Origin of the sequence: Leifsonia sp. ZF2019 (genome assembly GCF_019924635.1) — a bacterium.
In the GTDB taxonomy this organism is placed as follows: Bacteria; Actinomycetota; Actinomycetes; order Actinomycetales; family Microbacteriaceae; genus Leifsonia.
Genome location: NZ_CP065037.1, coordinates 2,703,822 through 2,727,812 on the forward strand (window position 1 = coordinate 2,703,822; position 23,991 = coordinate 2,727,812).

Here is a 23,991-nt window from a genome sequence, read left to right on the forward strand (position 1 = left end):
GGATGTCCGCGGTCACGGATACTGTTGACCGGTGACTGAGCAGACCTCACCTGTGCCCGACGCCCTCGCCGAGCCCGCCGCGCCCGCGGTGACCGAGCCGGTGGTGACGGCCGCCGCCGCGGAGGCCGCCGCCGACCCGCGGGTCGAGCGCCGCAACAACCGCGTGATCTGGCTGCTCCTCGCCGCGACGTTCGTCGTCATCCTCAACGAGACGATCATGACGGTCGCCATCCCGAAGCTGATGGACGACCTCAAGATCGACGCCCTGGCCGCGCAGTGGCTGTCCACCGCGTTCATGCTGACGATGGCGATCGTGATCCCGATCACCGGGTTCCTGCTGCAGCGGTTCACGACCCGCGCGATGTTCATCACGGCGATGTCCCTCTTCTCGCTGGGCACCCTGACCGCGGCGCTGGCCCCGGGCTTCGCGGTGCTGGTCGGCGCGCGCGTCATCCAGGCGTCCGGCACGGCGATGATGCTCCCGCTCCTGATGACGACACTGATGACGCTCGTACCCCCGGCGAAGCGTGGCCGCACGATGGGCAACGTCTCCATCGTCATCTCGGTCGCGCCCGCCATCGGCCCGACCATCTCGGGGTTCATCCTCAACTACCTGGCCTGGCGCTGGATCTTCCTCATCGTGCTGCCGATCGCGCTGGTCATGCTGCTCATCGGGATGCGCTTCGTCGAGAACGTCACCGAGACGCAGAAGGTCCGCATCGACGTGCTGTCGGTCGTGCTCTCCGCGCTCGGTTTCGGCGGTCTCGTCTACGGTCTCAGCCTGTCGGGCGAGTCGGGCGGCACGTCGGCCGGCCCGGCGCTCTGGATCTCGCTCGCGGTCGGCGTGGCCGGCCTGGCCGCGTTCATCCTGCGCCAGCTGATCCTGCAGCGCAGCGACCGGGCGCTGCTCGACCTCCGCACCTTCCGCTCCCCCGTGTTCACGGTATCGATCGTCCTGATGACGATCAGCACCGCGGCGATGTTCGGCGTGATCATCGTGCTGCCGCTCTACCTGCAGCACGTGCTCCACCTCGACACGCTGTCCACGGGTCTGCTCCTCCTCCCCGGCGGGCTGGTGATGGGCCTCGCGGCACCGTTCGTCGGCCGCCTCTACGACCGGTTCGGCCCGCGCGTCCTCGTCGTGCCCGGCTCGATCCTGGTCAGCCTCGCGCTGTGGTCGCTGACGTTGGTGGGCGAGCACACCCCGGTGCCGATGGTCCTCGCCGCGCACGTCGTGATGAGCCTGGGCCTGGCCCTCATGTTCACCCCGCTGTTCACGGCGGGACTGGGCGCCGTGCCACCGCACCTGTACTCGCACGGCAGCGCGATCGTCGGCACCGTGCAGCAGGTCGGCGGCGCCGCCGGCACGGCCCTGCTGGTCGCGGTGCTGTCCGCCCAGACCGCCGCGCTCTCGGCGGGCGGGGCCTCCCTGGACGCCGCCACCGCCGGTGGAATCAAGCTGGCGTTCGTGGCCGCGGCGATCATCTCGCTGTTCGCGATCGTCGGCTCCTTCTTCATCAGCAAACCGGCCGACGCGCTGCCCGAGGGCACGTTCGCGCACTGACCCGTATCGAGGTTCACGTCGTGGCCGCTATTCCGGCCGAATGAGGGCCACGACGTGAACCTCGGGACCCGTAGCCAGACGGGACGCCGGGTGGCATCATGGGCGGGTCGGGGCGTCACGAGGAGGCAGCCGTGTCCATCATCCAGACCACCGAACCGGGCGAGGCGACAGGTGATGTCGCCGAGATCTACGCCGACGACGAGCGCACCATCGGCTACGTCCCCGAGCACACGCGGGTCATGGCCGTCAACCCCGAGGCGTACCGGGCCTGGGAGCAGCTGATCCGCGCGATCGCCTCCCCACTCGGGCTGCGCCGCTATGAGCTGGTCACACTGGCCGCCGCACAGGGCGGCCATTCCGCGCACTGCCGGCTCGCCCACGGCAACCGGATGCGGACCCTCATCGACGAGGAGCAGCTCGAAGCCATCGCGAGGGACTACCGCCACGCCGATCTGAGCGCCGCCGAGGTCGCGATGATGGAGCACGCCGAGCGCATCAGCACCGACGCGCCGGACATGACGGAGGCGGACGCACAGCGACTCCGGGAGGTCGGATTCACCGACCGGGAGATCGTGGACATCACGCTCGCCGCCGCCGCTCGCAACTACTTCAGCCGGGCGATCCAAGCGCTCGGGGTCGCGGTGGATGTCCCTCCCGGCCTGAGCGATCGGCTGCGCGGCGCCCTGCTGGCACCGCTCTGACGGCGGCACCAGCAGGGCGGCGGCCTCAGCCCGCCAGCGCGAGCCGCGCGGGCTCCGGCGTGTCCACGAGGTGACGGGCGTAGGCCGGGATGGTCAGGAACGTCGGGAACTCCTCGCCGAGGGAGACCTCCCGCAGGATGTCCGCGGCCTCGGTGTAGTGGTCGTCGCCGTCGGCCGAACGCAGCCGGGCCACCTCCTCGTCGAGGATCCCCTGGACGAGAGCCCGGTCGACGGGGGTGCCTTCCGCTGTCGTGACCCGGTTGTCGATCCACTGGCGCAGGAGGGAGCGGGAGATCTCGGCGGTGGCGGCGTCCTCCATGAGCCCGTCGATGGCGACGGCGCCGGTGCCGCCCAGCCACGCCGCGATGTAGCGGAGGGCGACCGAGACGTTGGAGCGCACCCCGGCGTCGGTGACCGTACTGTCGGCGGTGGTCACGTCGAGCAGGTCCGCAGCACTGACCGACACCTCCCGGCACAGCCGGGAGACCTGGTTGGGCCGCTCCCCCAGCACCGCGTCGAACTCGGCGAGCGCGGTGGGGATGAGGTCGGGGTGGGCGACCCAGGTGCCGTCGAAGCCGTCGCCGGCCTCGCGGCGCTTGTCCTCGGCGACCTTGGCGAGCGCCCGCTCGGTGGCCTCCGGATCGCGGCGATTCGGGATGAAGGCGCTCATGCCGCCGATGGCGTGCGCGCCCCGCTTGTGGCAGGTCGCGACGAGCAGTTCGGTGTAGGCGCGCATGAAGGGGACGGTCATCGTGATCCGGTCCCGGTCGCCGAACGCGAAGCGACGGCCACGGCCGAGGAAGGTCTTGATGATCGAGAAGATGTAGTCCCAGCGTCCGGCGTTCAGCCCGGCGCAGTGGTCGCGCAGCTCGTAGAGGATCTCCTCCATCTCGAACGCGGCGGGGATCGTCTCGATCAGCACGGTCGCACGGACCGTGCCGACGGGCATCCCGATGCGCTGCTGCGCGAAGACGAAGATGTCGTTCCACAGGCGGGCCTCGAGGTGCGACTCGAGCTTCGGCAGGTAGAAGTACGGCCCCCGGCCGCCGTCGACCAGGGCCTGGGCGTTGTGCCAGAAGTACAGACCGAAGTCGGTCAGCGCGGCGCTCGCGGGGGCGGTGCGCCCGGCGCGGTCGGTGAACGCGAGGTGCTTCTCGACCAGGTGCCAGCCGCGGGGGCGCATCACGATGGTCGGCGTGTGCTCGAGCGGGGTGGTGACGCGGTACTCCTTGCCGTCCGGGCTCGTGAACTCCAGCTCGCCGCGGACGGCGTCGCGCAGGGTGCGCTGGCCGCCGACGACGTTGCTCCAGGTCGGGCTCGTGGCGTCCTCCTGGTCGGCGAGCCAGACGCGGGCACCGGAGTTGAGGGCGTTGATCGCCATCTTCGGGTCGGTCGGGCCCGTGATCTCCACCCGGCGGTCGTCGAGGCCGGGCCCGGCTCCGGCGACGCGCCAGGTCGGGTCCTCGCGGATGGCGGCCGTCGCGCTCAGGAAGCGCGGGTCGCGCCCGTTGCCGGCCTCGCCGCGGTGCTGCTGGCGTTCGGCGAGCAGCTCCTGGCGACGGGCGGCGAACGCCTGGTGCAGGTGGTCGAGGAAGCCGAGGGCCTCCGGGGTCAGGATGTCGTCCGAGCCGGGAACGGTCGGACCGGTGATCTCGATCATGGTCGTGTCTCCTTGGTCAGTGCGCCAGCCGGTCAGAACTGGTGCTGTTCGGTGGATCCCACGAGGGCGAGGGTGGCGCTGTCGGGGTTGAGCGCGGTCGCGACGCGGTCGAAGTAGCCGGTGCCGACCTCCCGCTGGTGGCGGGTGGCGGTGTAGCCGTCGGCCTCGGAGGCGAACTCGGCCTCCTGCAGGTCGACGTAGGCGCTCATCTGCCGCGAGGCGTAGTCGCGGGCGAGCGTGTACATCGAGTGGTTGAGGGCGTGGAAGCCGGCCAGCGTGATGAACTGGAAGGCGTAGCCCATGGCCGCCAGCTCCCGCTGGAAGCGCGCGATGGTGTCGTCGTCGAGGTGCGAGCGCCAGTTGAAGGACGGCGAGCAGTTGTAGGCGAGTTTCTTGCCCGGGTACCGCGCGTGGATCGCTTCGGCGAAGCGACGGGCCAGCTCCAGGTCGGGCTCGGCCGACTCCACCCAGAGGAGGTCGGCGTACGGCGCGTACGCCAGCCCGCGCGAGATCACGGGGTCGATGCCGTTGGTCACCTCGTAGAACCCCTCGGCGGTGCGGGTGCCGGTCAGGAAGGGGCGGTCGCGCTCGTCGTGGTCGCTCGTCAGCAGCGTCGCGGCCAGCGAGTCCGTGCGGGCGATGACGATGGTCGGGACTCCCGCGACGTCGGCGGCGAGCCGCGCGGCGTTGAGGGTGCGGATGTGCTGCCCGGTCGGGATGAGGACCTTGCCGCCCATGTGACCGCACTTCTTCTCGCTGGCGAGCTGGTCCTCCCAGTGCACGCCCGCCGCGCCGGCCTGGATCATCCCGTGCATGAGCTCGTATGCGTTGAGCGGGCCGCCGAAACCGGCCTCCGCGTCGGCGACGATCGGCGCCATCCAGTCGGACACGGCGCCGTCGACGCCCTCGACCTGGCCCGCCCGCAGCAGCGCGTTGTTGATGCGGCGCACGACGGCCGGGACGGAGTTGGCCGGGTACAGGCTCTGGTCGGGGTAGGTCTGGCCGGAGAGGTTCGCATCGGCCGCGACCTGCCAGCCGGAGAGGTAGATGGCCTCGAGCCCGGCGCGCACCTGTTGTACAGCCTGGTTGCCGGTGAGTGCGCCGAGGGCGGCGACCCACTGCGCGTCGGGACCGGCGCCGTCGCGCTGGATCAGCTCCCAGAGCCGCTCCGCGCCGCGACGGGCGAGCGTCTGCTCCTCACGGACGGGGCCGCGGAGCGCGACGACATCGGCGGCGGTGTAGTCGCGGCGGATGCCGGACCAGCGCGGGTCGGCGTCCCATTCCAGCTGGAGCGCGGCGGCGGTCTGCGTCGTGTCGCCGGGGCGGTGCTCGGGGTGGGCTGCGGTGCTCATCGTGACCTCCATCGGTCGGATCGGTTGAGACGATCCTGCGACCGTCGTCACCGGCCGCGACCGGATCCGTCGACAGAAATTCAGCGGTTCTTCTGTTTGCCAGAACTTCGCGACAGTGTCACCATGGCCTGCATGACAGACACGGTCGACGACGACCTGGCGGCGGACGCGCTCACCCTCGGGCGGCGTATCCGTGCGGCGCGCACGCGACGAGGGATGACCCTGGAGGCCCTGGCCGCGGCGATCGACCGCGCGCCGTCGCAGGTCTCCACCATCGAGAACGGCAACCGGGAGCCGCGCCTCCCCCAGCTGCGCGCCATCGCCGCGGCGCTCGGCGTCACGGTCGACGACCTGCTCGCCCCGGAGGCCCCCGACGAGCGCGCAGCGCTGGAGATCGCCGTGGAGCGCGCCCAGCGGGGCACCGTGTTCGGCGCCCTCGGGATCGACCCGGTCCGCGTCTCCAAGGCGGTCCCCGATGCCACCCTGCGGGCGATCCTGGCGCTGCATCAGGAGGTCGAGCGCCTGCACCGGGAGCGCGCCGCGACCCCGGAGGAGGCCCGCCGTGCCAACGCCGAGCTGCGCGCGACCATGCGCGCGCGGGACAACCACTTCCCCGAGCTGGAGGGCATCGCGGCCGAGCTGCTCGGCGCCGTCGGTCATACGGGCGGCCCGGTCTCGCAGCAGACCGTCGCCGACATGGCCGACCACCTCGGGTACTCCCTGCACTACGTCGGCGACCTGCCGCACTCCACCCGCTCGGTGACGGACAAGCGCAACGGCCGCATCTACCTCCCCACCGAGCAGTCGGCCTCCCGCGACTCCCGCTCCCCCATCCTGCAGGCGTTCTCCTCCCAGCTGCTCGGTCACGACGAGCCCGGAAACTACGCCGAATTTCTGCGGCAGCGCGTCGAGACCAACTACCTGACGGCGGCGCTGCTGCTGCCCGAGAAGGATGCCGTCGCGTTCCTGACCGAGGCCAAGAACTTCCGCCGCATCTCGATGGAGGATCTCCGCGACGCCTTCGCGGTGCCCTACGAGACCGCCGCACATCGCTTCACCAACCTCGCGACGGCACGGCTCGGCATCCCGGTGCACTTCATGAAGGTGCACGAGTCGGGCACGATCATCAAGGCGTACGAGAACGACGCGGTCGCGTTCCCCTCGGACGCGCTCGGCGCCATCGAGGGAACGCCGGTGTGCCGCAGCTGGACGGCCCGCACCGTCTTCGATGTCGAGGACCGCTTCAGCCCGTACTACCAGTACACGGACACCCCGAGCGGGACGTACTGGTGCACCTCCCGCATCGAGAAGGCCAAGGAGGGCGACTACTCGATCAGCGTGGGCGTGCCGTTCGCGCACGTGAAGTGGTTCCGCGGGCGGGAGACCGCCCACCGCGCGGTCTCCCGCTGCCCGGAGGAGTCGTGCTGCCGGCGGCCGTCCGGTGCGCTCGCGGACCGCTGGGAGGGGCAGGCCTGGCCGGCCGCGCGCACGCCGACGTCCCTGCTCGCGGCGCTGCCGACCGGGACGTTCCCGGGCGTCGACTCGACCGAGGTCTACGACTTCTTGGAGCGGCACGCGCCGGCGTGACTCCCGACACGCGACGCGCCCGCAGCGGGGTCGCATTCCGCCGGAATGCGGAGGTGAGAGCGGCGGGATGCGACCCCTGTGTCGAGCGCTGCGACGTCAGTCGAAGCGCAGCAGACGGAGGGCGACGCCGTACGGCGGCAGGGCGACGTCCGGGGCCGGCTCTCCGTCCAGCGTCCGCAGCTCGCCCTCCGTCTCCGGGCGCACCGTGACCGGCTCCGGATGCTCGGAGAGGAAGACCACGAACCGGCGGCCGTCCTCGTGCACCAGACTGTCGACGAAGACGAGCGGGTCGTCGAGGCGCACGTCGCGTTCCACGTCCGCGACGGCGGCGAGCGCGTCGTACAGCCGCCAGGTCTCCTCGGGGTTCACGCGCGCGAGCTCGGACGCGAAGTACTCGAGCGGGTAGGTGCACAGCACCGCGCGGCCGCGGCCGTGCTCCTGCACCACGATCGCCGGGCGGCCGTGGCCGTCCACGGCGACCACCCGCCCGGACGACGCGACCACCGGGAGGAACGTGCGGCCGTTCTCGTTGCCCGCCGGGCGGAACGACAGAGTCACGCCGGCCGGGAGCGTCCCGAACGCCTCCGTGAGCCGCAGAGTGACGACCTCGTCCTCGACCGGCTCGGCGAGGCCGTATGCGCTCGCCGGCCGCACCCCGAACAGCGCCTCCGTGTTCGCCCACCAGGGCCCCCGTTGGACGCCGCTCCCGCCGTGCGCGTACGACGCGTAGACGGTCGCGCCGTCGCGGGCCAGCTCCTCCAGCTGCAGCCAGGAGGTCGCGCACAGCTGCTTGACCGAGGGCAGGAGGTAGAGGCCGTACCCCTCCGGCAGGCCGCCGTCCTCTCGCTCCCGGACCACCGCGACCGGGACGTGCGCCTCGTGCGCCGCGAGGTAGGCCTGCTCGCCCGTCGCGACGATGTGGGCCCGCTCCTCCTCCTGCGTGAAGGGGTAATCGGCGGCCAGATGCGAGGGCACGACGAGCGCGGCGTCCACCGCGGAGCGGCGCGCGTTCGGCAGGTCGATCGCCGCGAGGTCGGCGGCGAACCGGGCGAGCTCGAGCAACGGCGGCTTGGGCGCGCCGGCACGGTCGGTGATGCCGAAGTGCATCTCGAAGGGATGGTGGGAGTACGGCCGCTGGTCCGCGAGATCGTCGTAGTCGGTGTTGTTCCAGGCGATCCACCCCGTCGCGCCGGCGAGCAGCGTCGAGTGGAGCAGCTGGCGGTAATAGGCGGCCGCCCCGTCGGCGGCGACGAAGTCGCTCGTCACGCCGAACTCCTCCATCACCACCGGCAGGCCGGTCCCGGCGCAGAGCTCGGCGACGTAGGCGGCCTTGAGGTGCTGGCGGAGCTGGTCGGTCTCCATCCGATACACGTGCGGCCCGACGAAGTCGGTGAAGCCGGCGAGGTCGCCCACGGAGAATCCGTTGTCGTGCCCGGTCGTCTCGATGCCCCACGCGCCGTCGCCGACCGCGACCGGCTGGGTGCCGCCTCCCGCACGCACCGCGTCCACCAGCAGGGAGGCCCAGGCGTCGACGATCGGACGCGGCGCCTCCCCGCCGTAGATGGGCACCTCGTTGGTCAGCAGCCAGCCGGCCACGGCGGGATGCGCGGCGAAACGCGCGGTCAGCTCGCGCACGTACCAGGCCTGGCGGCCGACGAACCACACATCACGGTACAGATCGCGACCCTCCCGCCACACCGGATCCCAGTTCTCGCCGGACATGTGCCCGACCAGGAACGTGGGCACGGTCGTCATCCCCACGTCCGTGTGCGCATCGAGGAAGTCCGCGAAGTTCGCCACGCACTGCTCGTCGAGCGTGTCGGGCGCGGGATGGAAGTCGGGCCAGTAGAAGAACGACCTGGTCATGTTCAGCCCGTGGTCCGCGAGGACGCGCAGCTCTTGGCGCACGACCTCCCGGTCGTAGCGGGTCCACATCAGCGGGCCGCCCGACCGCGACCAGAAGTTGGCGCCGAGCCAGATCGCGGGCGCACCCTCCACGGAGAGGACGGGCGACGGACGCTCGGCACTCACTTGACCGCCCCCGCCGTCAGCCCGGCGACGAAGCTGCGCTGCAGGAGCAGGAACGCCACGACGATCGGGATCGACACCACGAGCGAGGCCGCCATGATCTGGTTCCAGTACACGTTGGTCTGCGTGGAGTACAGCTGCAGCCCGACGGCGAGGGTCCTGTTCTCGTCCGTCGTCATCACGGAGGCGAACAGCACCTCCCCCCAGCTCGTCATGAACGAGTAGATCGCGACCGCGATCAGCCCCGGCTTCGCGGCGGGCAGCACCACGTGCCACAGCGCGCCCATCGGACCGGAGCCGTCGACCATGGCGGCCTCGTCGAGGTCGCGCGGGATGCCGTCGAAGTAGCCGGCCAGCATCCAGATCGAGAACGGCAGCGCGAAGGTCAGGTAGGTGATCACGAGGCCCCAGCGCGTGCCGACCAACTGGATGCCGACCGCCTGGTTGATGTTCACGAAGATCAGGAACAGCGGCAGCAGGAACAGGACGCCCGGGAACATCTGGGTCGAGAGCACCGTGGTCGTGAAGACGCTGCGGCCTCTGAACCGGTAACGGGAGACAGCGTAGGCGGCGAACACCGCGATGATCAGGCTCAGGATGGTCGCCGAGCTCGCCACGATGAGGCTGTTCACGAAGTACGACGCGAGCGGCACGGTCGTCCACATGTCGATGAACGGCTGGAAGGTGATGTTCGTCGGCCACCAGGTGAACGCACCCTGCACGTCCGACAGCGGCTTGAGCGACGACGTGATCATCACGTAGAGCGGTACGGCCGTGAAGAGCGTCAGCACGACGATCACGACCCAGCGGAAGACCTTGGACGACGCGGTTTCACGCATTGCGGTTCCTCCGGTTCAGCACGACGAGGTAGAGGCCGGACACGATGAGCAGGAAGATCAGCAGCAGTACGCTCATCGCCGCGCCCGACCCGAAGTTCCAGGTGAGGAAGGACGCGTTGTAGATGTGGAACGAGATCAGGTCGCCGGAGGGCGGCTGGGCGTTGCCGAACAGCACGAACGGCGTATTGAAGTCGTTGAACGTCCACAGGAACATCACGAGCAGCAGCACCGCGTTGACCGGCCGCAGCATCGGCAGGGTGATCGCTCGCCACTGCCGGAACGGCTTCGCGCCGTCGACCGCGCTGGCCTCGTACACCTCGTCAGGGATGGACTGGAGCCCGGCCATCAGCATCAGGAACGCGAACGGCCACAGCCGCCAGATCGCCACGATCACGATCGACCAGAAGGCGTTGTCGCCGATCAGCCAGAACGGCTTGGCTCCCGGCAGCCCGAGGTTGTCGAAGAGGAAGTGGTTGACTGCGCCGGTGTCCTTCTGGAGCATGAACTTCCAGGTGATGATGCCGGCGTAGAGCGGCAGCGCGTACGGCACGAGGAAGAGCGTGCGGAAGAACCCGCGACCGCGGAACTTCCCCTGCAGGGCGACGGCCGCGGCCATCCCGATGCCCCACGAGAGACCGACCACGAGGATCGTGAAGGCGACCGTGATGAGGAACGATTTCAGCAGCCCGGCGCCGATCGACGTGTTGAAATCGAGCGCCACCTGGTAGTTCCTGAAGCCGACGAACGGCGCCTCGCTCCAATTGGCGATGAAGAACTTGGTGAGCTGGAGGAAGCTGATCCAGATTCCCGTGAGCATCGGGATGACGTGGATCACCAGCTCGAAGATGATGGCCGGGGCCAGCAGCACGAGCGGCAGCCACCAGCCCTTGGGGCGACGCCGGCGCGGTTTCGCGGGGGCGGCCGCCGGAGCGGGTCCGGTGCGGACGGATGTCGTCGTCGACATGGGTCTCCTTCGGGGTCGAGAAGGCGTCGAGGGGTCGTCGCTCGGCGGCCGGGCAGGAGGCCCGCCCGGCCGCCGAGCGGACGGCGCGGTCAACCGCCCAGGGACTGCTTGACCTGGTCCTGGGCGGACTGGAGCGCCGCCTTGATGTCGGAGTCGGAGACCGTGCTCCCGGTGGCGATCTTCGCGAACATGTCGTTCATCGCCTTGCCGACCGTGTTCTCGAACTGGTCCTCGGCCGGCACCAGCGGCAGCGGCTTGGACATCTCGTTGTAGATCTTCGTGAAGGTGGCGGCCTCGTCGGCGTTGTCGGTGAAGACGGCCTTCGCACCGTTGAGCACGGGCAGCGACGCGTAGGGCTTGCCGAGCGTGGTCTGGGTGTCCTCGCTGGTCATGTACTTGACGAACTTCAGCGCCGCATCCTTGTTCTTCGTGTTCTTGAAGATGGACAGGTTGATGCCCGCGACGTGACTGGCGACGGGCTTGCCGCCGTCGGGCGCCGGGAACGGGACGACGCCGTACTGGTCGGACTTCATGCCGTTGGCGACGATCGACGAGTCGGCGTTGTTCTGGCTGAGGATCATCGCGACCTTGCCGGTGGCGAAGTCGTTGACCGCCTGCACCCCGTTGTCGTACTGGGCGTTGGAGGTGTTGACGACCTTGTCGGTCTGCATCAGGTCGAGGTACCGCTTGATCCCGTCGACGTTGGCGCTGGTGGTGAACGTCGGGTCGCCCTTGCTGTCGAACCACGCGCCGCCGTTCTGCGCCGAGTTGATGAAGGCGAAGTGGGCGTTCTCCGTGTAGCTGCCCGCGGCGAGCGAGAAGCCGTAGGTCGTGCCGTTGGTGAGCTTCTTCGCGTCGGTCACCAGCTCCTCCCACGTGGTCGGCGGCTGCACGCCCGCGTCGGTGAACATCTGCTTGTTGTAGTACAGCCCGTAGGCGAGGCCGTAGAGCGGGACGCTGGTGGGCGTCTTGCCGGCCGCGCCACCGGTCTCCAGCGCGGTCTTGACGAACTTGTCGCTGCCGCCGATGGCCTTCATCTCGCTGTCGCCGAACGGCAGGAACGCGCCGGTCGCCTGCAGCGAGGCCGCCCAGGTGTTGCCGATGTTCAGCACGTCGGGGCCCTGGCCGGAGGTGACCGCGGTCTGGATGCGGGTCTGGAGGTCGTTCCAGCCGATCACCTCGAGCTTGACCTTGACGCCCGTCTGCTTGGTGAACTCGTCGAGCACCGGCGTCAGGACCTCTTTGTCGTTGTCGAGGCTGGTGCCCTGGTTGCTCGCCCAGTACGTGATCGTCGACCCGCTGGACGAGGATCCCGATCCCGATCCGCTGCACCCCGCGAGTGCGAGTGCGGCCGTGGCGACCGCCGCGGCGACCGCGATGGCGCGTTTCCTCATGATGACTCCTTCGTCTCGTGATGTGCCCGCCGGCCCTGCTCGTCCGTCATCCTCGTACGGAGCGACGCGGCGTGCCACCGGCAGGATAACTGAACCGGTTCAGTAAAACCAAGCATTGAATTCTACCCTCGAACGAGGTAAGGGCCGCGCGACGATGTGGACCGAATGTGGCGAATGGCGACGTCAGAGTGCACATTCGGTCCAAATGTCACGGGGCGGGCGTCACGGGGCGGGGGCGTCACGGGGCGGGGACGCTCGTCGCGCGCGGGACCAGCACCGAGCGGCGGGCGCGCAGTGCGGGGGCGTCGCTGCGCTGGAGGCGGTCGAGCAGCATCCGGGTGGCGCGCCTCCCCTGCTCCTCCGGGAATCGGTCGAGAGCGGTGATCGGCCGCGAGCCGAGCCTGCACAGCAGCGAGTCGTCCCAGCTCGCGACCGCGACGTCGCGCCGCGCCACCCGCGCGACCGCCTCCTGGGCACCCAGCGCCAGGAGGTCGTTGGAGGTCACGACGGCGAACGGCTCCTGATCCTCCCCCAGTCGCTCGCCGACGAGACGGTCCCCCGCGTCCATCGAGTAGTCCGAGGCGACCGCGGCGACGCGGATCCCGTGCACTCGGGCGTGCCGCGCGATCGCGTCCCGGCGCTCCAGCTCGTGCTCGAACTCGTCCGGCCCGCTCACGTGGAGCAGCGACCGATGACCCAGGTCGGCCACGTGCTCCACCAGCAGACGGGCGTCCTCGTCGGCGTCGTAGAGGAGGACGTGCCCCGGCGCCACGTCGTCCCGGTTGCCGTGGACGACGAACTCGATCCCCAGGTCGTCGAGGAGCGCTGGGCGGGGATCCCGGACCGCGATGTCGAACAGCATCACTCCGTCGACGCGCCGCTCCGCGCTCCAGCGCCGGTAGGCGGCGCTGTCCTGACCGCCGTCCGGGCCGACCATCCGCAGCAGGAGCGACTGGCCGGTCGTCGCCAGCTCGGCCTCCACCCCGGCGAGCAGGCTCATGTAGTACGGCTCCGCGCCCAGCAGGCTCGGATCGCGCCGCAGGACGATGCCGATCGCATCCGACCGGGCCCGCGACAGCGCGCGCGCGGACGACGACGGATGCCAGCCGAGCTCATCGGCGAGCGCGAGCACACGGGCGCGGGTCTCCTCGCTCACGCCGGGCCGACCGTTGAGCGCGTACGAGACCGACGCCTTCGACAGACCGAGGCGGTCCGCGAGGCCGCTGATCGTCACGTGCGCTGCTGCCACGCGACAAATGCTAGTGCGCGCACGCCGGGACCCCCGGTCGCACAGCCGGACGGAATGCCCGAACCGACCGCGAAAAACTGACACCGAGACACCGGCGGGCGGGGCAGAATAGCGCCGTGCCCCGATCCGAGTCGACCGTCTTCGAACGCCACCGTCCCGACGCCTCCGTCGTGCGCCATGCCCTCGCGCCCACGCGCCAGGCGGTCTTCTGGACCGAGGACGCGCCGGGCGAGCGCTACCCGCGTCTCCAGGGCGACGTGAGCTGCGACCTCGCCGTCGTGGGCGGCGGCTACACCGGCCTGTGGACGGCGCTGCTCGCCAAGCAGCAGGACCCGGACGCCCGCGTGGTGCTGCTGGAGGGCCGGCGGATCGGCTGGGCCGCCTCCGGCCGCAACGGCGGTTTCTGCGAGGCGAGCCTCACCCACGGCGACGAGAACGGGCGCACCCGCTTCCCCGGCGAGTTCGACGAGCTGCAACGGCTCGGGATGCGGAACCTCGATGAGATCGAAGGCACCGTCGCCGAGCTCGGACTCGACGCCGGTTTCGAGCGCAACGGCGCCTTCGACGTTGCGACCGAGCCGCACCAGGTCGAGTGGCTCCGCGAGCTGGCCGGCGGCGACGATCCGGTCTTCCTCGACGCGGCGGCGATGCGCGCCGCGGTGCACTCGCCCACCTACGAGGGAGGCCTCCAGCGCTTCCGCGACTCGGCGCTCGTCCACCCCGCCAAGCTCGCACGGGCGCTGGCACGCGCCTGCGTGGAGGCCGGGGTCGAGATCTTCGAGAACACTCCGGTGCAGGCGCTGGGCGACGGCATCACCCTCTACACGCCGGACGGCGTCGTGCGCTCGCAGCGGACCGCGCTCGGCACCAACGTGTTCCCGAGCCTCCTGAAGCGCAACCGCCTGGCGACGGTCCCGGTCTACGACTACGTGCTCATGACCGAGCCGCTGACCCCGCAGCAGCGCGCCTCCCTGGGCTGGGAGGGACGGCAGGGCATCGGCGACTCCGCCAACCAGTTCCACTACTACCGGCTGACGGAAGACGACCGCATCCTCTTCGGCGGCTACGACGCCGTCTACCACTACGGCGGACGCGTGCGGGAACGCTACGAGGACCGCCCGGAGACATTCCGCCGGCTGGCCGCGCACTTCTTCACCACCTTCCCGCAGCTGGAGGGCGTGCGGTTCAGCCACAAGTGGGCGGGCGCGATCGACACCTGCAGCCGCTTCTGCGCCTTCTTCGGCACCGCACGCGCCGGCCGCGTCGCCTACGCCACCGGCTACACCGGCCTCGGTGTCGCCGCCACGCACTTCGGCGCCCGGGTCATGCTCGACCTCCTCGCCGGCCGCCGCACGGAGCGCACCGAGCTGGAGATGGTCCGCAGCCGCCCCCTCCCCTTCCCGCCCGAACCGGCCGCCGCGATCGGCATCAACCTCACCCGCTGGTCGCTCGACCGCGCCGATCACCGCCGCGGCGAGCGCAACGCATTCCTCCGCACCCTCGACGCCGTCGGCCTGGGTTTCGACTCGTGACCGCCCTCGACAGCACCACGCGCATCCCGGCGCTGACGGTGCCGCTGACCGACGGCGCCGCCGAGCTCGGCCGGTTCGGCGGCCTGGAGGTCGGCGTCTGGGAGATGGCGCCCGGAACCGACACCGACGTCGAGGCGGACGAGCTCTTCATCGTCATCGCCGGCCGCGCGACCATCGACTTCCCGCGCACCGGCCGCCGCCTCGAGCTGGCCCCGGGCGATGTGGTGCGCCTCAGCGCCGGCGACGAAACGGTGTGGACGGTCACGGAGACCCTGCGCAAGGTCTACATAGCGGGGTAGGCGCGGGAGCCCGCCCGCCGCGCGAGCACCGCCGCGTGCAGGGCGCTCACGGTCTCGCCGTCGTCGAGGTCCATGCCGAGCAGCTCCTCGATGAGGGCGATGCGCTGGTAGAACACCGAGCGCGAGAGGTGGCTGGCGGCGGCTGCTCGGGTGCGATTGCCGGGGTGGGTCAGGTAGGCGGCGAGCACCGGGACGAGGTCGCCGCCGGTGGTGAGGTCGTGTTCGATGAGGGGGCGGAGCATCTGCTCGGTGTGCTCGGCGAGGCGTGGGTCGCTGCCGAACGCGTTGACGAGGCGGAGGAGTGGGCGGCTGTCGACGCGCTGGACGCTCGGACGGCCACCGGCGCGGGCGGGTTCGGCGCGGCCCGCCAGCTCGACCGCCTCCTCGACCGAGCTCAGCAGGCCGGAGACGCTGCGCGCGTCCGAGCCGACCGCGACGGCGGTCGCACCGGTGTCGTCGGCGGCGCGGGCCAGCCCCTCGAAGAACACGTCGGCGGCCGGGCGGGAGGGCCGCGCCGACAGGGCGACCACGAGCACGCCCGGCTCCGTCGGATGCCGTCCGGCGACGGCGTCGGCACCGGCCGCCCGCGCCGCGTCGACGACCCGGGAGGCGGCGGACGCCCCGAAGGCGCCGGTCCGCGAGCGCAGCGCGACCCCGCAGAGCAGCCGATCACGGAGGGGGAAACCGGCGGCCTCGAATCGGGCGGCGAGACCCGCCTCCCCCGCGAACCGCCGACCGAGGAGGGCTCCGAGCAGTGCGTCGTGGCTGCGGCGGGTCCACTCGTCGGCGTCCCGGTCGGCGAGTCTGCTGAGCGCCAGCGCGACGGCCGCCTGCTCGACGACGTTGCTGCGACCGGCGGGATGCGGCTGACCGGGGAGGGCGATCAGCCGCCCCCAGCGCATGCCGCGCGCCTCGACCGGTGCGATCGTCCAGTCGCCCGCTCCCCGGTGTGCCGCGCGCGAGCGCTGCTCCCAGGCCGCCAGATCGCGCTCGTCCTCCGCCCCCGCCGCCGCGACGACCTGGTGACCGGTGTCCTCGAGCACGACGGGGCAGCCGAGCACCCGTGCCGCCTGGGCGACGATGAAGTCCGCGGGGCTGCCGCGCAGGCTCAGCTCGGTGAAGAGCGCGTGGATCTCGTCCCGGGCGCGCAGGGCGCCCATCTGGTCGGCGATGATGCGCGCGTGCACGGCCTCCGTGATCGCGACGAACCGCGCCTCCCGGTGCAGCACCACGAAGGGCAGCCCCGCGGCCCGGAACTCGGCCACCAGGGCCCCGGGGGCCGCGGGCATCCGCTCGCCCAGCTCCAGCACGAGCCCGGCGACACGACCGCCGACGAGCTGCCGGCCCAGGCGGCCGAGCGCGTCGTCGTCGGGTGGCCAGCCGATGCCGGTCGCGAGCAGCAGCTCCCCGCCGGAGACGAGGCGGGCGGCCTCCGCCGTCTCGGCCACGTGCACCCAGCGCACCGGGGCGTCGAGGGCGGCGGCGCCCGTCAGCAGTTCGGGCAGCGCGCGGGCGACGGCCTCCATCCTGAGCACCTCCCGCACGGTCGGGAGCACTGCGGGAGCACCATCCGGACGAACTGTACTGTCGCGGGACAAGCCCCGACGATCTGGCATCACCTGTCACACCTTCGCTCTGTGATCATGGGGACACAAGCTTACGCGCCGCTCCGGGCAATCCGTCCGGCGCGCATCCTCTGGAGGTTTCCGTGGCCCTGATCCGTCATCTCATCGCCGGCGCCGAGACCGGGGAGCCGGTACGCACCGGCCCGGTGTTCGATCCCGCGACGGGCGAACGGCAGCACGAGGTCGTGCTCGGCAGCCGCGCCGACGTCGAGTCGGCGATCGCGGCCGCACGTGCGGCGCTTCCCGCGTGGCGGGCGACGAGCCTGACCAAGCGCGCCGACGTGCTGTTCCGTCTCCGCCACCTGCTGACCGAGCGCAGGCACGAGCTCGCCGCCGTCGTCACGAGCGAGCACGGCAAGGTGCTCTCCGACGCCGCGGGCGAGATCGGACGCGGGCTCGAGAACGTGGAGTTCGCCTCCGGACTGATCGACAAGCTCAAGGGCGAGTTCAGCGAGCAGGTCTCGACGGGCATCGACGTGCACAGCGTCAAGCAGCCGGTCGGGGTCGTCGCCTGCATCACCCCGTTCAACTTCCCGGTGATGGTGCCGCTGTGGATGGTCGCCAGCGCGATCGCGTGCGGCAACACCGTGGTCCTCAAGCCGAGCGAGAAGGATCCGTCCGCCTCCGTCTTCCTGGCGAGGCTGTTCCAGGAGGCCGGCCTCCCCGACGGCGTGCTCAACGTCGTCCACGGCGACAAGGAGGCCGTCGACACCCTGCTCGACAGCCCCGAGGTCGCCGCCGTCAGCTTCGTCGGCTCCACGCCGATCGCCCGCTCGATCTACCAGCGGGCGAGCGCGAACGGCAAGCGCGTCCAGGCGCTCGGCGGCGCGAAGAACCACATGGTCGTGCTCGAGGACGCGGACATCGAGTCGGCGGCCGACGCCGCGGTCTCGGCGGCGTACGGCTCGGCCGGCGAGCGCTGCATGGCGGTCAGCGTGCTCGTCGCCGTCGGCGAGGTCGGCGACCGCCTGGTGCCCGCCATCGAGCGCCGGCTCGGCGCCCTCGCCATCGGGCCGGGCACCGACCCGGCCAGCGAGATGGGCCCGCTCATCACCCGCGAGCACCGCGACAAGGTCGCATCCTATGTATCCGGCGCGGCCGCCGAAGGTGCGACCGTTGTCGTCGACGGTACCGCGCAGCGCTTCGAGGGCGACGGCTTCTTCGTGGGCGTCAGCCTCGTCGACCACGTGAAGCCCGGGATGCGCGTCTACGACGACGAGATCTTCGGGCCGGTGCTCTCCGTCGTGCGCGTCGACACCTTCGAGGACGCGATCGCCCTCGTCAACGCCAACCCGTACGGCAACGGCACGGCGATCTTCACTCGCGACGGCGGAGCGGCCCGGCAGTTCGAGTTCGAGATCGAGGTCGGGATGGTCGGGGTCAACGTGCCCATCCCCGTCCCCGTCGGCGCCTACTCGTTCGGCGGCTGGAAGAACTCGCTGTTCGGCGACTCGCACATCTACGGCCCCGAGTCGTTCCACTTCTACACCCGCAGCAAGGTCGTCACGACGCGCTGGCCCGACCCGGTGCAGTCGAGCATCCAGCTCGCCTTCCCCGGCAACTCCTGACCCGCCCCACCAGACCGAGGAGCCTCCCGTGACCGACACCCTCCCCACCACAGCCCGCACCGGCTTCGACGACCGCCGCGGCGTGCGGCACCCGTTCGGCGACACCGACGCGGAGACCCAGGTGCGCAGCGACGACCGCAGCCACGTGTTCCACTCCTGGAGCGCGCAGGCGCAGATCGACCCGCTTCCCATCGCCGCAGGTTCCGGGTCGACCTTCTGGGACTATCAGGGCAACGCGTACCTGGACTTCAGCTCGCAGCTGGTGAACCTCAACCTCGGCCACCAGCACCCGGACCTCGTCGCCGCCATCCAGCAGCAGGCGGGACGGCTCGCGACCATCCAGCCGTCGATGGCGAACGACGTGCGCGGGGAGCTCGCGCGCCGCATCGCCGGCGTCGCGCCCGGCAGCCTCGACAAGGTGTTCTTCACCAACGGAGGCGCGGACGCGAACGAGTACGCCGTGCGCCTCGCCCGCCGGGTCACCGGCCGGCGCAAGGTGCTGTCGATGTACCGCTCCTACCACGGCGGCACGTCGACGGCCATCTCGCTGACCGGGGATCCGCGCCGCTGGCCGAACGAGCCGAGCGACCCCTCGGTCGCCCACTTCTTCGGGCCGTACGCCTACCGCTCCGCCTTCCACTCGACCACGCCGGAGGAGGAGACGCAGCGCGCGCTCGAGCATCTGGAGAGCGTCATCGTGCTGGAGGGGGCCGCCACGGTCGCCGCGATCATCATCGAGACGGTCGTCGGCACCAACGGGGTGCTCGTACCGCCGCCCGGCTACCTGCCCGGCGTGCGGGCCCTGTGCGACAAGTACGGGATCGTCTACATCGCCGACGAGGTCATGGTCGGCTTCGGGCGCATCGGCGAGTGGTTCGCCGTGGACGCCTTCGACGTCGTGCCGGACCTCATCACCTTCGCCAAGGGCGTCAATTCGGGCTATGTGCCGCTGGGCGGCGTCGTCATCTCCGCACCGATCGCGTCGTACTTCGACGATGTCGCGTTCGCGGGCGGACTCACCTACTCCGGGCACCCGCTGGCGTGCGCCGCGGGCGTCGCGACCTTCGAGGTGTTCGAGCGGGACGGCATCCTGGAGCGCGTGCGCGATCTCGGCGAGCGCGTCGTGGAGCCGGAGGTCACCTCCTGGCTCGACCGGCACCCCTCGCTCGGCGAGGTGCGCGGGCGCGGCCTGTTCTGGGCGCTCGAGCTGGTGCGCGACCGCGGGACGCGGGAGCCGCTCGTGCCGTTCAACGCCGCGGGCGCCGACGCCGCGCCGATGGCCGCCGTCGCCGCCGCCTGCAAGAAGGCGGGCGTCTGGCCGTTCACGCATTTCAACCGCGTGCACATCGCGCCGCCACTGGTGATCGAGGAGGACGAGCTGCGCCGCGGCCTCGCCGCCATCGACGCGGCGCTCGACGTCGCCGACACGTACGTCACCGCCTGACCCCGGGCACGATTTGGACCGAATGTGGGGAAAGCGTGACGCTTTCCCCACATTCGGTCCAAATCGCGCACCGCTCAGGCGGGATATCGTGGGGCCATGAGTGAACCTGGGCACGGCCGCGTCGCGGTCTACATCGACTTCGACAACATCATCATCTCGCGGTACGACCAGGTGCACGGGCGCGGGCAGTTCATGCGCGACCGCCAGAAGTCCGCGGGCGACAAGCCGAAGCCCACGTTCGCGGCGAAGCTCGAGGAGGCACGGGTCGACCTGGGCGCGATCATCGACTTCGCGTCGTCGTTCGGCACCCTCGTGCTCACCCGGGCGTACGCGGACTGGTCCGCGACCGTGAACGCGGAGTACCGCGGGCAGCTGGTGGGCAGGGCCGTCGACCTCGTGCAGCTCTTCCCCGCCGCGGCGTACGCGAAGAACGGCGCCGACATCCGGCTCGCGGTGGACGCTGTCGAAGACCTCTTCCGCCTCCCGGAGCTGACCCACGTGGTGGTCGTCGCCGGCGACTCGGACTACGTGCCGCTCGCCCAGCGCATCAAGCGCCTCGGCCGCTACGTCATCGGGATCGGGGTGGCCGGGTCCACCGCCAAGTCCCTCGCCGCGGCGTGCGACGAGTTCGACAGCTACGACGACATCCCCGGTGTTGCGCACGACGACGCGACCGACCCGGACGACGCGGACGACACGGAGGCCGGGGCCGAGGCGGCGACCGTACCGGCGCGCACCGCCGCAGCCGGTTCACGTGCCGCCGCCGCGGACCAGCGCCCGGCCCCCACGGAGTCGGCCGACACACCCGATGTACGCGCGGCCGGTGCCGCCGACGCGGCCGGTGCCGCCGACGCGGCCGCACCCGCCGACGACGCCGCGACCGCCGACGACGCCGCACCCGCCCGGGGCCGCGGCTCCCGCCGCAAACGCCCGGCCGCGACTCCGGCCGCGGAGGCCGCGGAACCGGCCGACGGCGAGCAGTCCGACGACGAGCTGCAGGCGGAGGCCACCCGGCTGCTCACCCGCGCCCTGCAGCTCGGCCACGAGAAGGACGACACCGAGTGGCTGCACAGCTCGTCGGTGAAGGGCCAGATGAAGCGGATGGACCCCTCGTTCAGCGAGAAGGCGCTCGGCTATCGGTCGTTCAGCGATTTCGTGAAGTCCCGCAGCCCCCTCGTCGAACTGGACGACAGCTCCACCGCGCAGATGCTGCGGCTGGCCCGCACCCGTTCTCGCCGCGCACGTCACAGCGGCCGCGCGACGGACCCGGTCTCCTCCTGACGGCGCCGTCTCGTCCTGACGGCGCCGTCTCGTCCTGATGGCGCCGTCTCGTCCTGACGGCGCCGTCTCCTCCCGACGGCGCCACGCGACGACACGGAGCCGGCACACAGCCTCCGGGCGTTGACTGGCCGCATGGCACGACAGTGGATCGCGACGCAGTGGGGTGAGCCGGAGGGCTGGGAGTTCGTGGATCGGGAGGTCGCCGCACCGGGTCCGGGAGAGGTGACGATCCGGGTGCGCGCCGCCGGGGTCAATCCGGCGGACTACAAGCACGTCTCCGCTCCGCGCCCGGGCGTGGAGCTGCCGATCCCGATCGGCTACGAGGTCGCCGGAGTCCTGACCGCGATCGGCCCCGGGACGAGCATCGGCTCCGGCGACGCGCAGGTCGGCGACGCCGTCGTCGCGTTCCGCATCCAGGGCGGATACGCGGAGGAGCTGACCGTGCCCGCGAAGGACGTCTTCGCCAAGCCGGACCGGCTGCCGGACGAGGAGGCCGCGAACCTTCTGCTCGCCGGAACGACCGCGGCGCAGATGCTGCACACGGTCCGGGCCCGTGCCGGAGAGACCATCCTGGTGCACGGCGCCTCCGGCGCGGTCGGCGTCAGCGTCCTGCAGCAGGCCGGCGAGCTCGGCGTCCACGTCGTCGGAACCGCCAGCGAGGCGAGCTTCGCCCGGGTGCGCCGCTTCGGCGGAACGCCCGTGGAGTACGGCGACGGGCTCGCCGAACGGGTCAGGCACGCCGCCCATGCGCCCATCGTCGCGGCACTCGACACGGTCGGCACGGACGAGGCCGTCGACGTCTCCCTCGAACTCGTCGCCGACCGCTCCCGCATCGTCACGATCGTCGCTGCGGCACGCGCCGAGCAGGAGGGGTTCGCTGCGGTCTTCGGCGCCCAGCCCGAGAGCCAGGCCTACCGCGACTCGGTGCGGTCGCCGCTGCTCGAGCTCGCAGGAAGCGGCCGCCTGCAGGTGCCGATCGCGCGCACCTACCCGCTGGCCGAGGCTCCCGAGGCGCTGCGCTTCCTCGCGGAGGGGCACCCCGGCGGGAAGATCGCGCTGATCCCCTGACGCGCGGCCGATAGCATCGGGCTCATGCGCGCCGTCCCCGACACCCTCGACGTCTCCGTCGTCGCGAATATCGACGCCCGCCTCGCCCGCCTCGCGGAGGAGGAGGGTGTCGTCATCCCGTGGGCGATCGAGAGCGGGAGCCGCGCCTGGGGTTTCCCGTCACCCGACAGCGACTACGACGGCCGGTTCCTCTACCTGCGCTCGACCGCCGACTATCTGCGCCTCACCCCGCTGCGCGACGTCATCGAGACCCCGCTCGACGCGATCTACGACGTCAACGGCTGGGACGTCCGCAAGGCCCTCTCGCTCCTCGTGGGTGGCAACGCCACCGTCGTCGAATGGCTGCGCTCCCCCATCGTCTACACCGGTGACGCGGCGTTCCGCGACGGGATGCTCCGACTCGCCGCCGACGCGCTCGACCGCGAGCGGGTGCTCGACCACTACCTCCACATCGGCGTCCGGCACCGTGACGGTCTGGACGGCCGCCTCAAGCGGTTCTTCTACGCGCTCCGCCCCGCGGCGGTGCTGGGATGGCTGCACGCCCACCCCGCCGAGTCCGTCGCGCCGATGGACCTGCCCACGCTGCTGGCCGAGTCGGAGCCGCCCGCCGGAGTCGCGGAGGCCGCGACGGAGCTGATCGCGCAGAAGGCCGTCACCCGCGAGCTGGGAGCGGGCGAGCCGCCCGCGGTGCTGCGCCGCTACGTCGACGACGAGCTGCAGCGGGCGGCGGAGCGCCCCGCACGCCCCCGATCGGACCGGGTTGCCGCGCAGGCGGCCGCCGACGCGTTCTTCCTCGAGCTCAACGGGCTCGCCTGAGGGCGGTCCTACTCGTCGATCCGCCCGGCCTCCGCCTCCTCCTCGCGCATGACGACGATGCCTCCGGTGCGCTGACTGGAGTGCAGGAGGGCCTCCATCCAGCGCTCGTTGAGGGCGGGAGGGCGGCTGCCGGCGAAGAGGAACGCCAGCGGGACCTCGTGGCTGATCCACAGGCTGATGCGGCCTCCGCCCTGCTCGGCGGGAACCTGCCAGTTGAGCAGGAAGCTCTCGTGGCGGCGGAGCTTGGTGACGACGGCGATCTTGACGTGGGCGAGAGTGCGGTCGTCGAACTCGTACTCCTGCGCACTGCCGTAGAGGAGCGTGCCCATCAGGCGTCCCTCCGGTGCGCCCGCGCGGCCGCGAAGCTGCCGGCCGGGACCTCTTCACGGATCTCGGCGCGGAGGGCGTCCTCCAGGACCAGCCCGCTGTTGCCGTTCGCGCGCTCGGTGAGCAGCCCCAGCCAGTCCCGGTTGAGCTCGGGGAGCTCGGGATGCGCGAAGACGAACTGCAGGCTGATCGACGGGTCGAGCCAGATCGAGCGCAGGGTGCCCTCGATGCCGCTGGTGCGGTCGGTCCAGATCAGGAGGAAGCCCTCCCGGCGACGGAGCTTCGTCGCGATGACGGCCTGCAGGTGGGCCAGCACGCGGTCGTCGAACGCGAATCCGTCTGCGCCGTCGTAGATCAGTGTGCCCATCGGTTCCTCCGGTCCCACTTTCGCGGCGAGCGGGCGCGCCGTCAAGTGATCCGCCACGTGCGGCGTAGAGTCCGCCGCATGGACGCTCTCACGCGAACCATCAAAGCGGCTCTCCTCTACGAGGACGGCCAGACCCTGGACAGCGTCGTGGTCGTGCCCCTGATCGGCGGATGTCCGCCGGGCGAGATCCGCGTCGCCACCCTCTTCGCCGGTGCTCTCGCGTACGACGTGTACGAGCTGGCGGACGAGGAGGAGTACGGCGGAGTGCCGGCGTACCCCTACCGCTCCACCATCCCGATGACGACAGCCGACCTCGACGGCTGACG

The 23,991-nt window shown here is 71.2% G+C and carries 21 protein-coding genes; 11 read left to right on the forward strand and 10 right to left on the reverse strand.

Annotation, left to right across the window (positions count from 1 at the left end):
• The first annotated feature begins 88 nt into the window (after nt 1-88).
• The gene (locus IT072_RS13195) at nt 89-1,564 is read left to right on the forward strand and encodes an MDR family MFS transporter (RefSeq protein ID WP_442786806.1); all 1,476 of its coding nucleotides are present in this window, start codon (nt 89-91) and stop codon (nt 1,562-1,564) included.
• A 131-nt stretch (nt 1,565-1,695) separates the two neighbouring features.
• Nucleotides 1,696-2,265, forward strand: coding sequence for a carboxymuconolactone decarboxylase family protein (locus IT072_RS13200; protein WP_223357294.1), 570 nt, complete (start codon nt 1,696-1,698; stop codon nt 2,263-2,265).
• A 25-nt stretch (nt 2,266-2,290) separates the two neighbouring features.
• Here the strand turns inward: IT072_RS13200 and aceB are convergent, their stop codons facing one another.
• Both aceB and aceA read right to left on the reverse strand, forming a co-directional pair.
• Entirely contained in the window at nt 2,291-3,925 is a 1,635-nt protein-coding gene (gene aceB, locus IT072_RS13205; RefSeq protein WP_223357297.1) for a malate synthase A, read from the reverse strand.
• A 32-nt stretch (nt 3,926-3,957) separates the two neighbouring features.
• Complete coding sequence (gene aceA / locus IT072_RS13210; protein WP_223357299.1) at nt 3,958-5,277, reverse strand: isocitrate lyase; 1,320 nt, start codon at nt 5,275-5,277, stop codon at nt 3,958-3,960.
• A 132-nt stretch (nt 5,278-5,409) separates the two neighbouring features.
• On the opposite strand from aceA, the gene IT072_RS13215 reads away from it, so the two are divergent.
• Complete coding sequence (locus IT072_RS13215) at nt 5,410-6,864, forward strand: helix-turn-helix transcriptional regulator (RefSeq protein ID WP_223357301.1); 1,455 nt, start codon at nt 5,410-5,412, stop codon at nt 6,862-6,864.
• Between the two features lie 96 nt (nt 6,865-6,960).
• Here IT072_RS13215 and IT072_RS13220 read toward each other — a convergent pair whose 3' ends face one another.
• The 5 genes from IT072_RS13220 to IT072_RS13240 all read right to left on the reverse strand — a co-directional run bounded on the left by IT072_RS13220 (nt 6,961) and on the right by IT072_RS13240 (nt 13,338).
• Nucleotides 6,961-8,895 (reverse strand): glycoside hydrolase 5 family protein, encoded by a 1,935-nt coding sequence (locus tag IT072_RS13220; RefSeq protein WP_223357303.1) that lies wholly within the window; start codon nt 8,893-8,895, stop codon nt 6,961-6,963.
• On the reverse strand, nt 8,892-9,731 hold the full coding sequence (locus IT072_RS13225; RefSeq protein ID WP_223357305.1) for a carbohydrate ABC transporter permease: 840 nt from the start codon (nt 9,729-9,731) through the stop codon (nt 8,892-8,894). Before IT072_RS13225 ends, IT072_RS13220 begins: the two co-directional genes overlap by 4 nt.
• Nucleotides 9,724-10,695, reverse strand: a complete 972-nt coding sequence (locus IT072_RS13230; protein WP_223357307.1) for a carbohydrate ABC transporter permease — start codon at nt 10,693-10,695, stop codon at nt 9,724-9,726. The genes IT072_RS13225 and IT072_RS13230 overlap by 8 nt, the downstream gene beginning before the upstream one ends.
• Before the next feature lie 89 nt (nt 10,696-10,784).
• A complete protein-coding gene (locus IT072_RS13235) occupies nt 10,785-12,089 on the reverse strand; it encodes an ABC transporter substrate-binding protein (RefSeq protein ID WP_223357309.1) in 1,305 nt (434 codons plus the stop codon).
• Nucleotides 12,090-12,327: 238 nt separating this feature from the next.
• A complete protein-coding gene (locus tag IT072_RS13240) occupies nt 12,328-13,338 on the reverse strand; it encodes a LacI family DNA-binding transcriptional regulator (protein WP_223357311.1) in 1,011 nt (336 codons plus the stop codon).
• 116 nt (nt 13,339-13,454) lie between these two features.
• Between IT072_RS13240 and IT072_RS13245 the strand changes: the two genes are divergently transcribed.
• Both IT072_RS13245 and IT072_RS13250 read left to right on the forward strand, forming a co-directional pair.
• A complete protein-coding gene (locus IT072_RS13245) occupies nt 13,455-14,870 on the forward strand; it encodes an NAD(P)/FAD-dependent oxidoreductase (RefSeq protein ID WP_223357312.1) in 1,416 nt (471 codons plus the stop codon).
• Nucleotides 14,867-15,169: a cupin domain-containing protein gene (locus tag IT072_RS13250; RefSeq protein WP_223357313.1), complete on the forward strand. Its 303-nt coding sequence runs from the start codon at nt 14,867-14,869 to the stop codon at nt 15,167-15,169. The genes IT072_RS13245 and IT072_RS13250 overlap by 4 nt, the downstream gene beginning before the upstream one ends.
• Here the strand turns inward: IT072_RS13250 and IT072_RS13255 are convergent.
• Nucleotides 15,154-16,695, reverse strand: coding sequence for a PucR family transcriptional regulator (locus tag IT072_RS13255; protein WP_263282046.1), 1,542 nt, complete (start codon nt 16,693-16,695; stop codon nt 15,154-15,156). The two genes, IT072_RS13250 and IT072_RS13255, sit on opposite strands and share 16 nt — an antisense overlap.
• Before the next feature lie 182 nt (nt 16,696-16,877).
• Between IT072_RS13255 and IT072_RS13260 the strand changes: the two genes are divergently transcribed.
• The 5 genes from IT072_RS13260 to IT072_RS13280 all read left to right on the forward strand — a co-directional run bounded on the left by IT072_RS13260 (nt 16,878) and on the right by IT072_RS13280 (nt 22,971).
• A complete protein-coding gene (locus IT072_RS13260; protein WP_223357315.1) occupies nt 16,878-18,362 on the forward strand; it encodes a CoA-acylating methylmalonate-semialdehyde dehydrogenase in 1,485 nt (494 codons plus the stop codon).
• Nucleotides 18,363-18,390: 28 nt separating this feature from the next.
• Nucleotides 18,391-19,806: an aspartate aminotransferase family protein gene (locus IT072_RS13265; protein WP_442786762.1), complete on the forward strand. Its 1,416-nt coding sequence runs from the start codon at nt 18,391-18,393 to the stop codon at nt 19,804-19,806.
• 96 nt (nt 19,807-19,902) lie between these two features.
• Nucleotides 19,903-21,087, forward strand: coding sequence for an NYN domain-containing protein (locus IT072_RS13270; protein ID WP_223357316.1), 1,185 nt, complete (start codon nt 19,903-19,905; stop codon nt 21,085-21,087).
• Between the two features lie 132 nt (nt 21,088-21,219).
• Nucleotides 21,220-22,155 carry a quinone oxidoreductase family protein gene (locus tag IT072_RS13275; protein ID WP_223357317.1) on the forward strand — a complete coding sequence of 312 codons (936 nt, stop codon included), beginning with the start codon at nt 21,220-21,222 and terminating at the stop codon, nt 22,153-22,155.
• 24 nt (nt 22,156-22,179) lie between these two features.
• Nucleotides 22,180-22,971, forward strand: coding sequence for a nucleotidyltransferase domain-containing protein (locus tag IT072_RS13280; protein WP_223357318.1), 792 nt, complete (start codon nt 22,180-22,182; stop codon nt 22,969-22,971).
• A gap of 8 nt (nt 22,972-22,979) precedes the next feature.
• Here IT072_RS13280 and IT072_RS13285 read toward each other — a convergent pair whose 3' ends face one another.
• Nucleotides 22,980-23,300, reverse strand: a complete 321-nt coding sequence (locus IT072_RS13285; protein ID WP_223357320.1) for a DUF7882 family protein — start codon at nt 23,298-23,300, stop codon at nt 22,980-22,982.
• Nucleotides 23,300-23,665 carry a DUF7882 family protein gene (locus IT072_RS13290; protein WP_223357322.1) on the reverse strand — a complete coding sequence of 122 codons (366 nt, stop codon included), beginning with the start codon at nt 23,663-23,665 and terminating at the stop codon, nt 23,300-23,302. Before IT072_RS13290 ends, IT072_RS13285 begins: the two co-directional genes overlap by 1 nt.
• Before the next feature lie 78 nt (nt 23,666-23,743).
• On the opposite strand from IT072_RS13290, the gene IT072_RS13295 reads away from it, so the two are divergent.
• Nucleotides 23,744-23,989, forward strand: a complete 246-nt coding sequence (locus IT072_RS13295) for a hypothetical protein (RefSeq protein WP_223357324.1) — start codon at nt 23,744-23,746, stop codon at nt 23,987-23,989.
• The last annotated feature ends 2 nt before the right edge of the window (nt 23,990-23,991 follow it).

What these genes read in the sequence shown, in the direction of transcription:
- aceB (WP_223357297.1), bottom strand. Translation starts at nt 3,925, where the DNA reads ATGATCGAGATCACCGGTCCGACCGTTCCCGGCTCGGACGACATCCTG.
- aceA (WP_223357299.1), bottom strand. Translation starts at nt 5,277, where the DNA reads ATGAGCACCGCAGCCCACCCCGAGCACCGCCCCGGCGACACGACGCAG.
- IT072_RS13215 (WP_223357301.1), top strand. Translation starts at nt 5,410, where the DNA reads ATGACAGACACGGTCGACGACGACCTGGCGGCGGACGCGCTCACCCTC.
- IT072_RS13225 (WP_223357305.1), bottom strand. Translation starts at nt 9,731, where the DNA reads ATGCGTGAAACCGCGTCGTCCAAGGTCTTCCGCTGGGTCGTGATCGTC.
- IT072_RS13230 (WP_223357307.1), bottom strand. Translation starts at nt 10,695, where the DNA reads ATGTCGACGACGACATCCGTCCGCACCGGACCCGCTCCGGCGGCCGCC.
- IT072_RS13235 (WP_223357309.1), bottom strand. Translation starts at nt 12,089, where the DNA reads ATGAGGAAACGCGCCATCGCGGTCGCCGCGGCGGTCGCCACGGCCGCA.
- IT072_RS13255 (WP_263282046.1), bottom strand. Translation starts at nt 16,695, where the DNA reads ATGGAGGCCGTCGCCCGCGCGCTGCCCGAACTGCTGACGGGCGCCGCC.
- IT072_RS13270 (WP_223357316.1), top strand. Translation starts at nt 19,903, where the DNA reads ATGAGTGAACCTGGGCACGGCCGCGTCGCGGTCTACATCGACTTCGAC.
- IT072_RS13275 (WP_223357317.1), top strand. Translation starts at nt 21,220, where the DNA reads ATGGCACGACAGTGGATCGCGACGCAGTGGGGTGAGCCGGAGGGCTGG.
- IT072_RS13280 (WP_223357318.1), top strand. Translation starts at nt 22,180, where the DNA reads ATGCGCGCCGTCCCCGACACCCTCGACGTCTCCGTCGTCGCGAATATC.
- IT072_RS13285 (WP_223357320.1), bottom strand. Translation starts at nt 23,300, where the DNA reads ATGGGCACGCTCCTCTACGGCAGTGCGCAGGAGTACGAGTTCGACGAC.
- IT072_RS13290 (WP_223357322.1), bottom strand. Translation starts at nt 23,665, where the DNA reads ATGGGCACACTGATCTACGACGGCGCAGACGGATTCGCGTTCGACGAC.
- IT072_RS13295 (WP_223357324.1), top strand. Translation starts at nt 23,744, where the DNA reads ATGGACGCTCTCACGCGAACCATCAAAGCGGCTCTCCTCTACGAGGAC.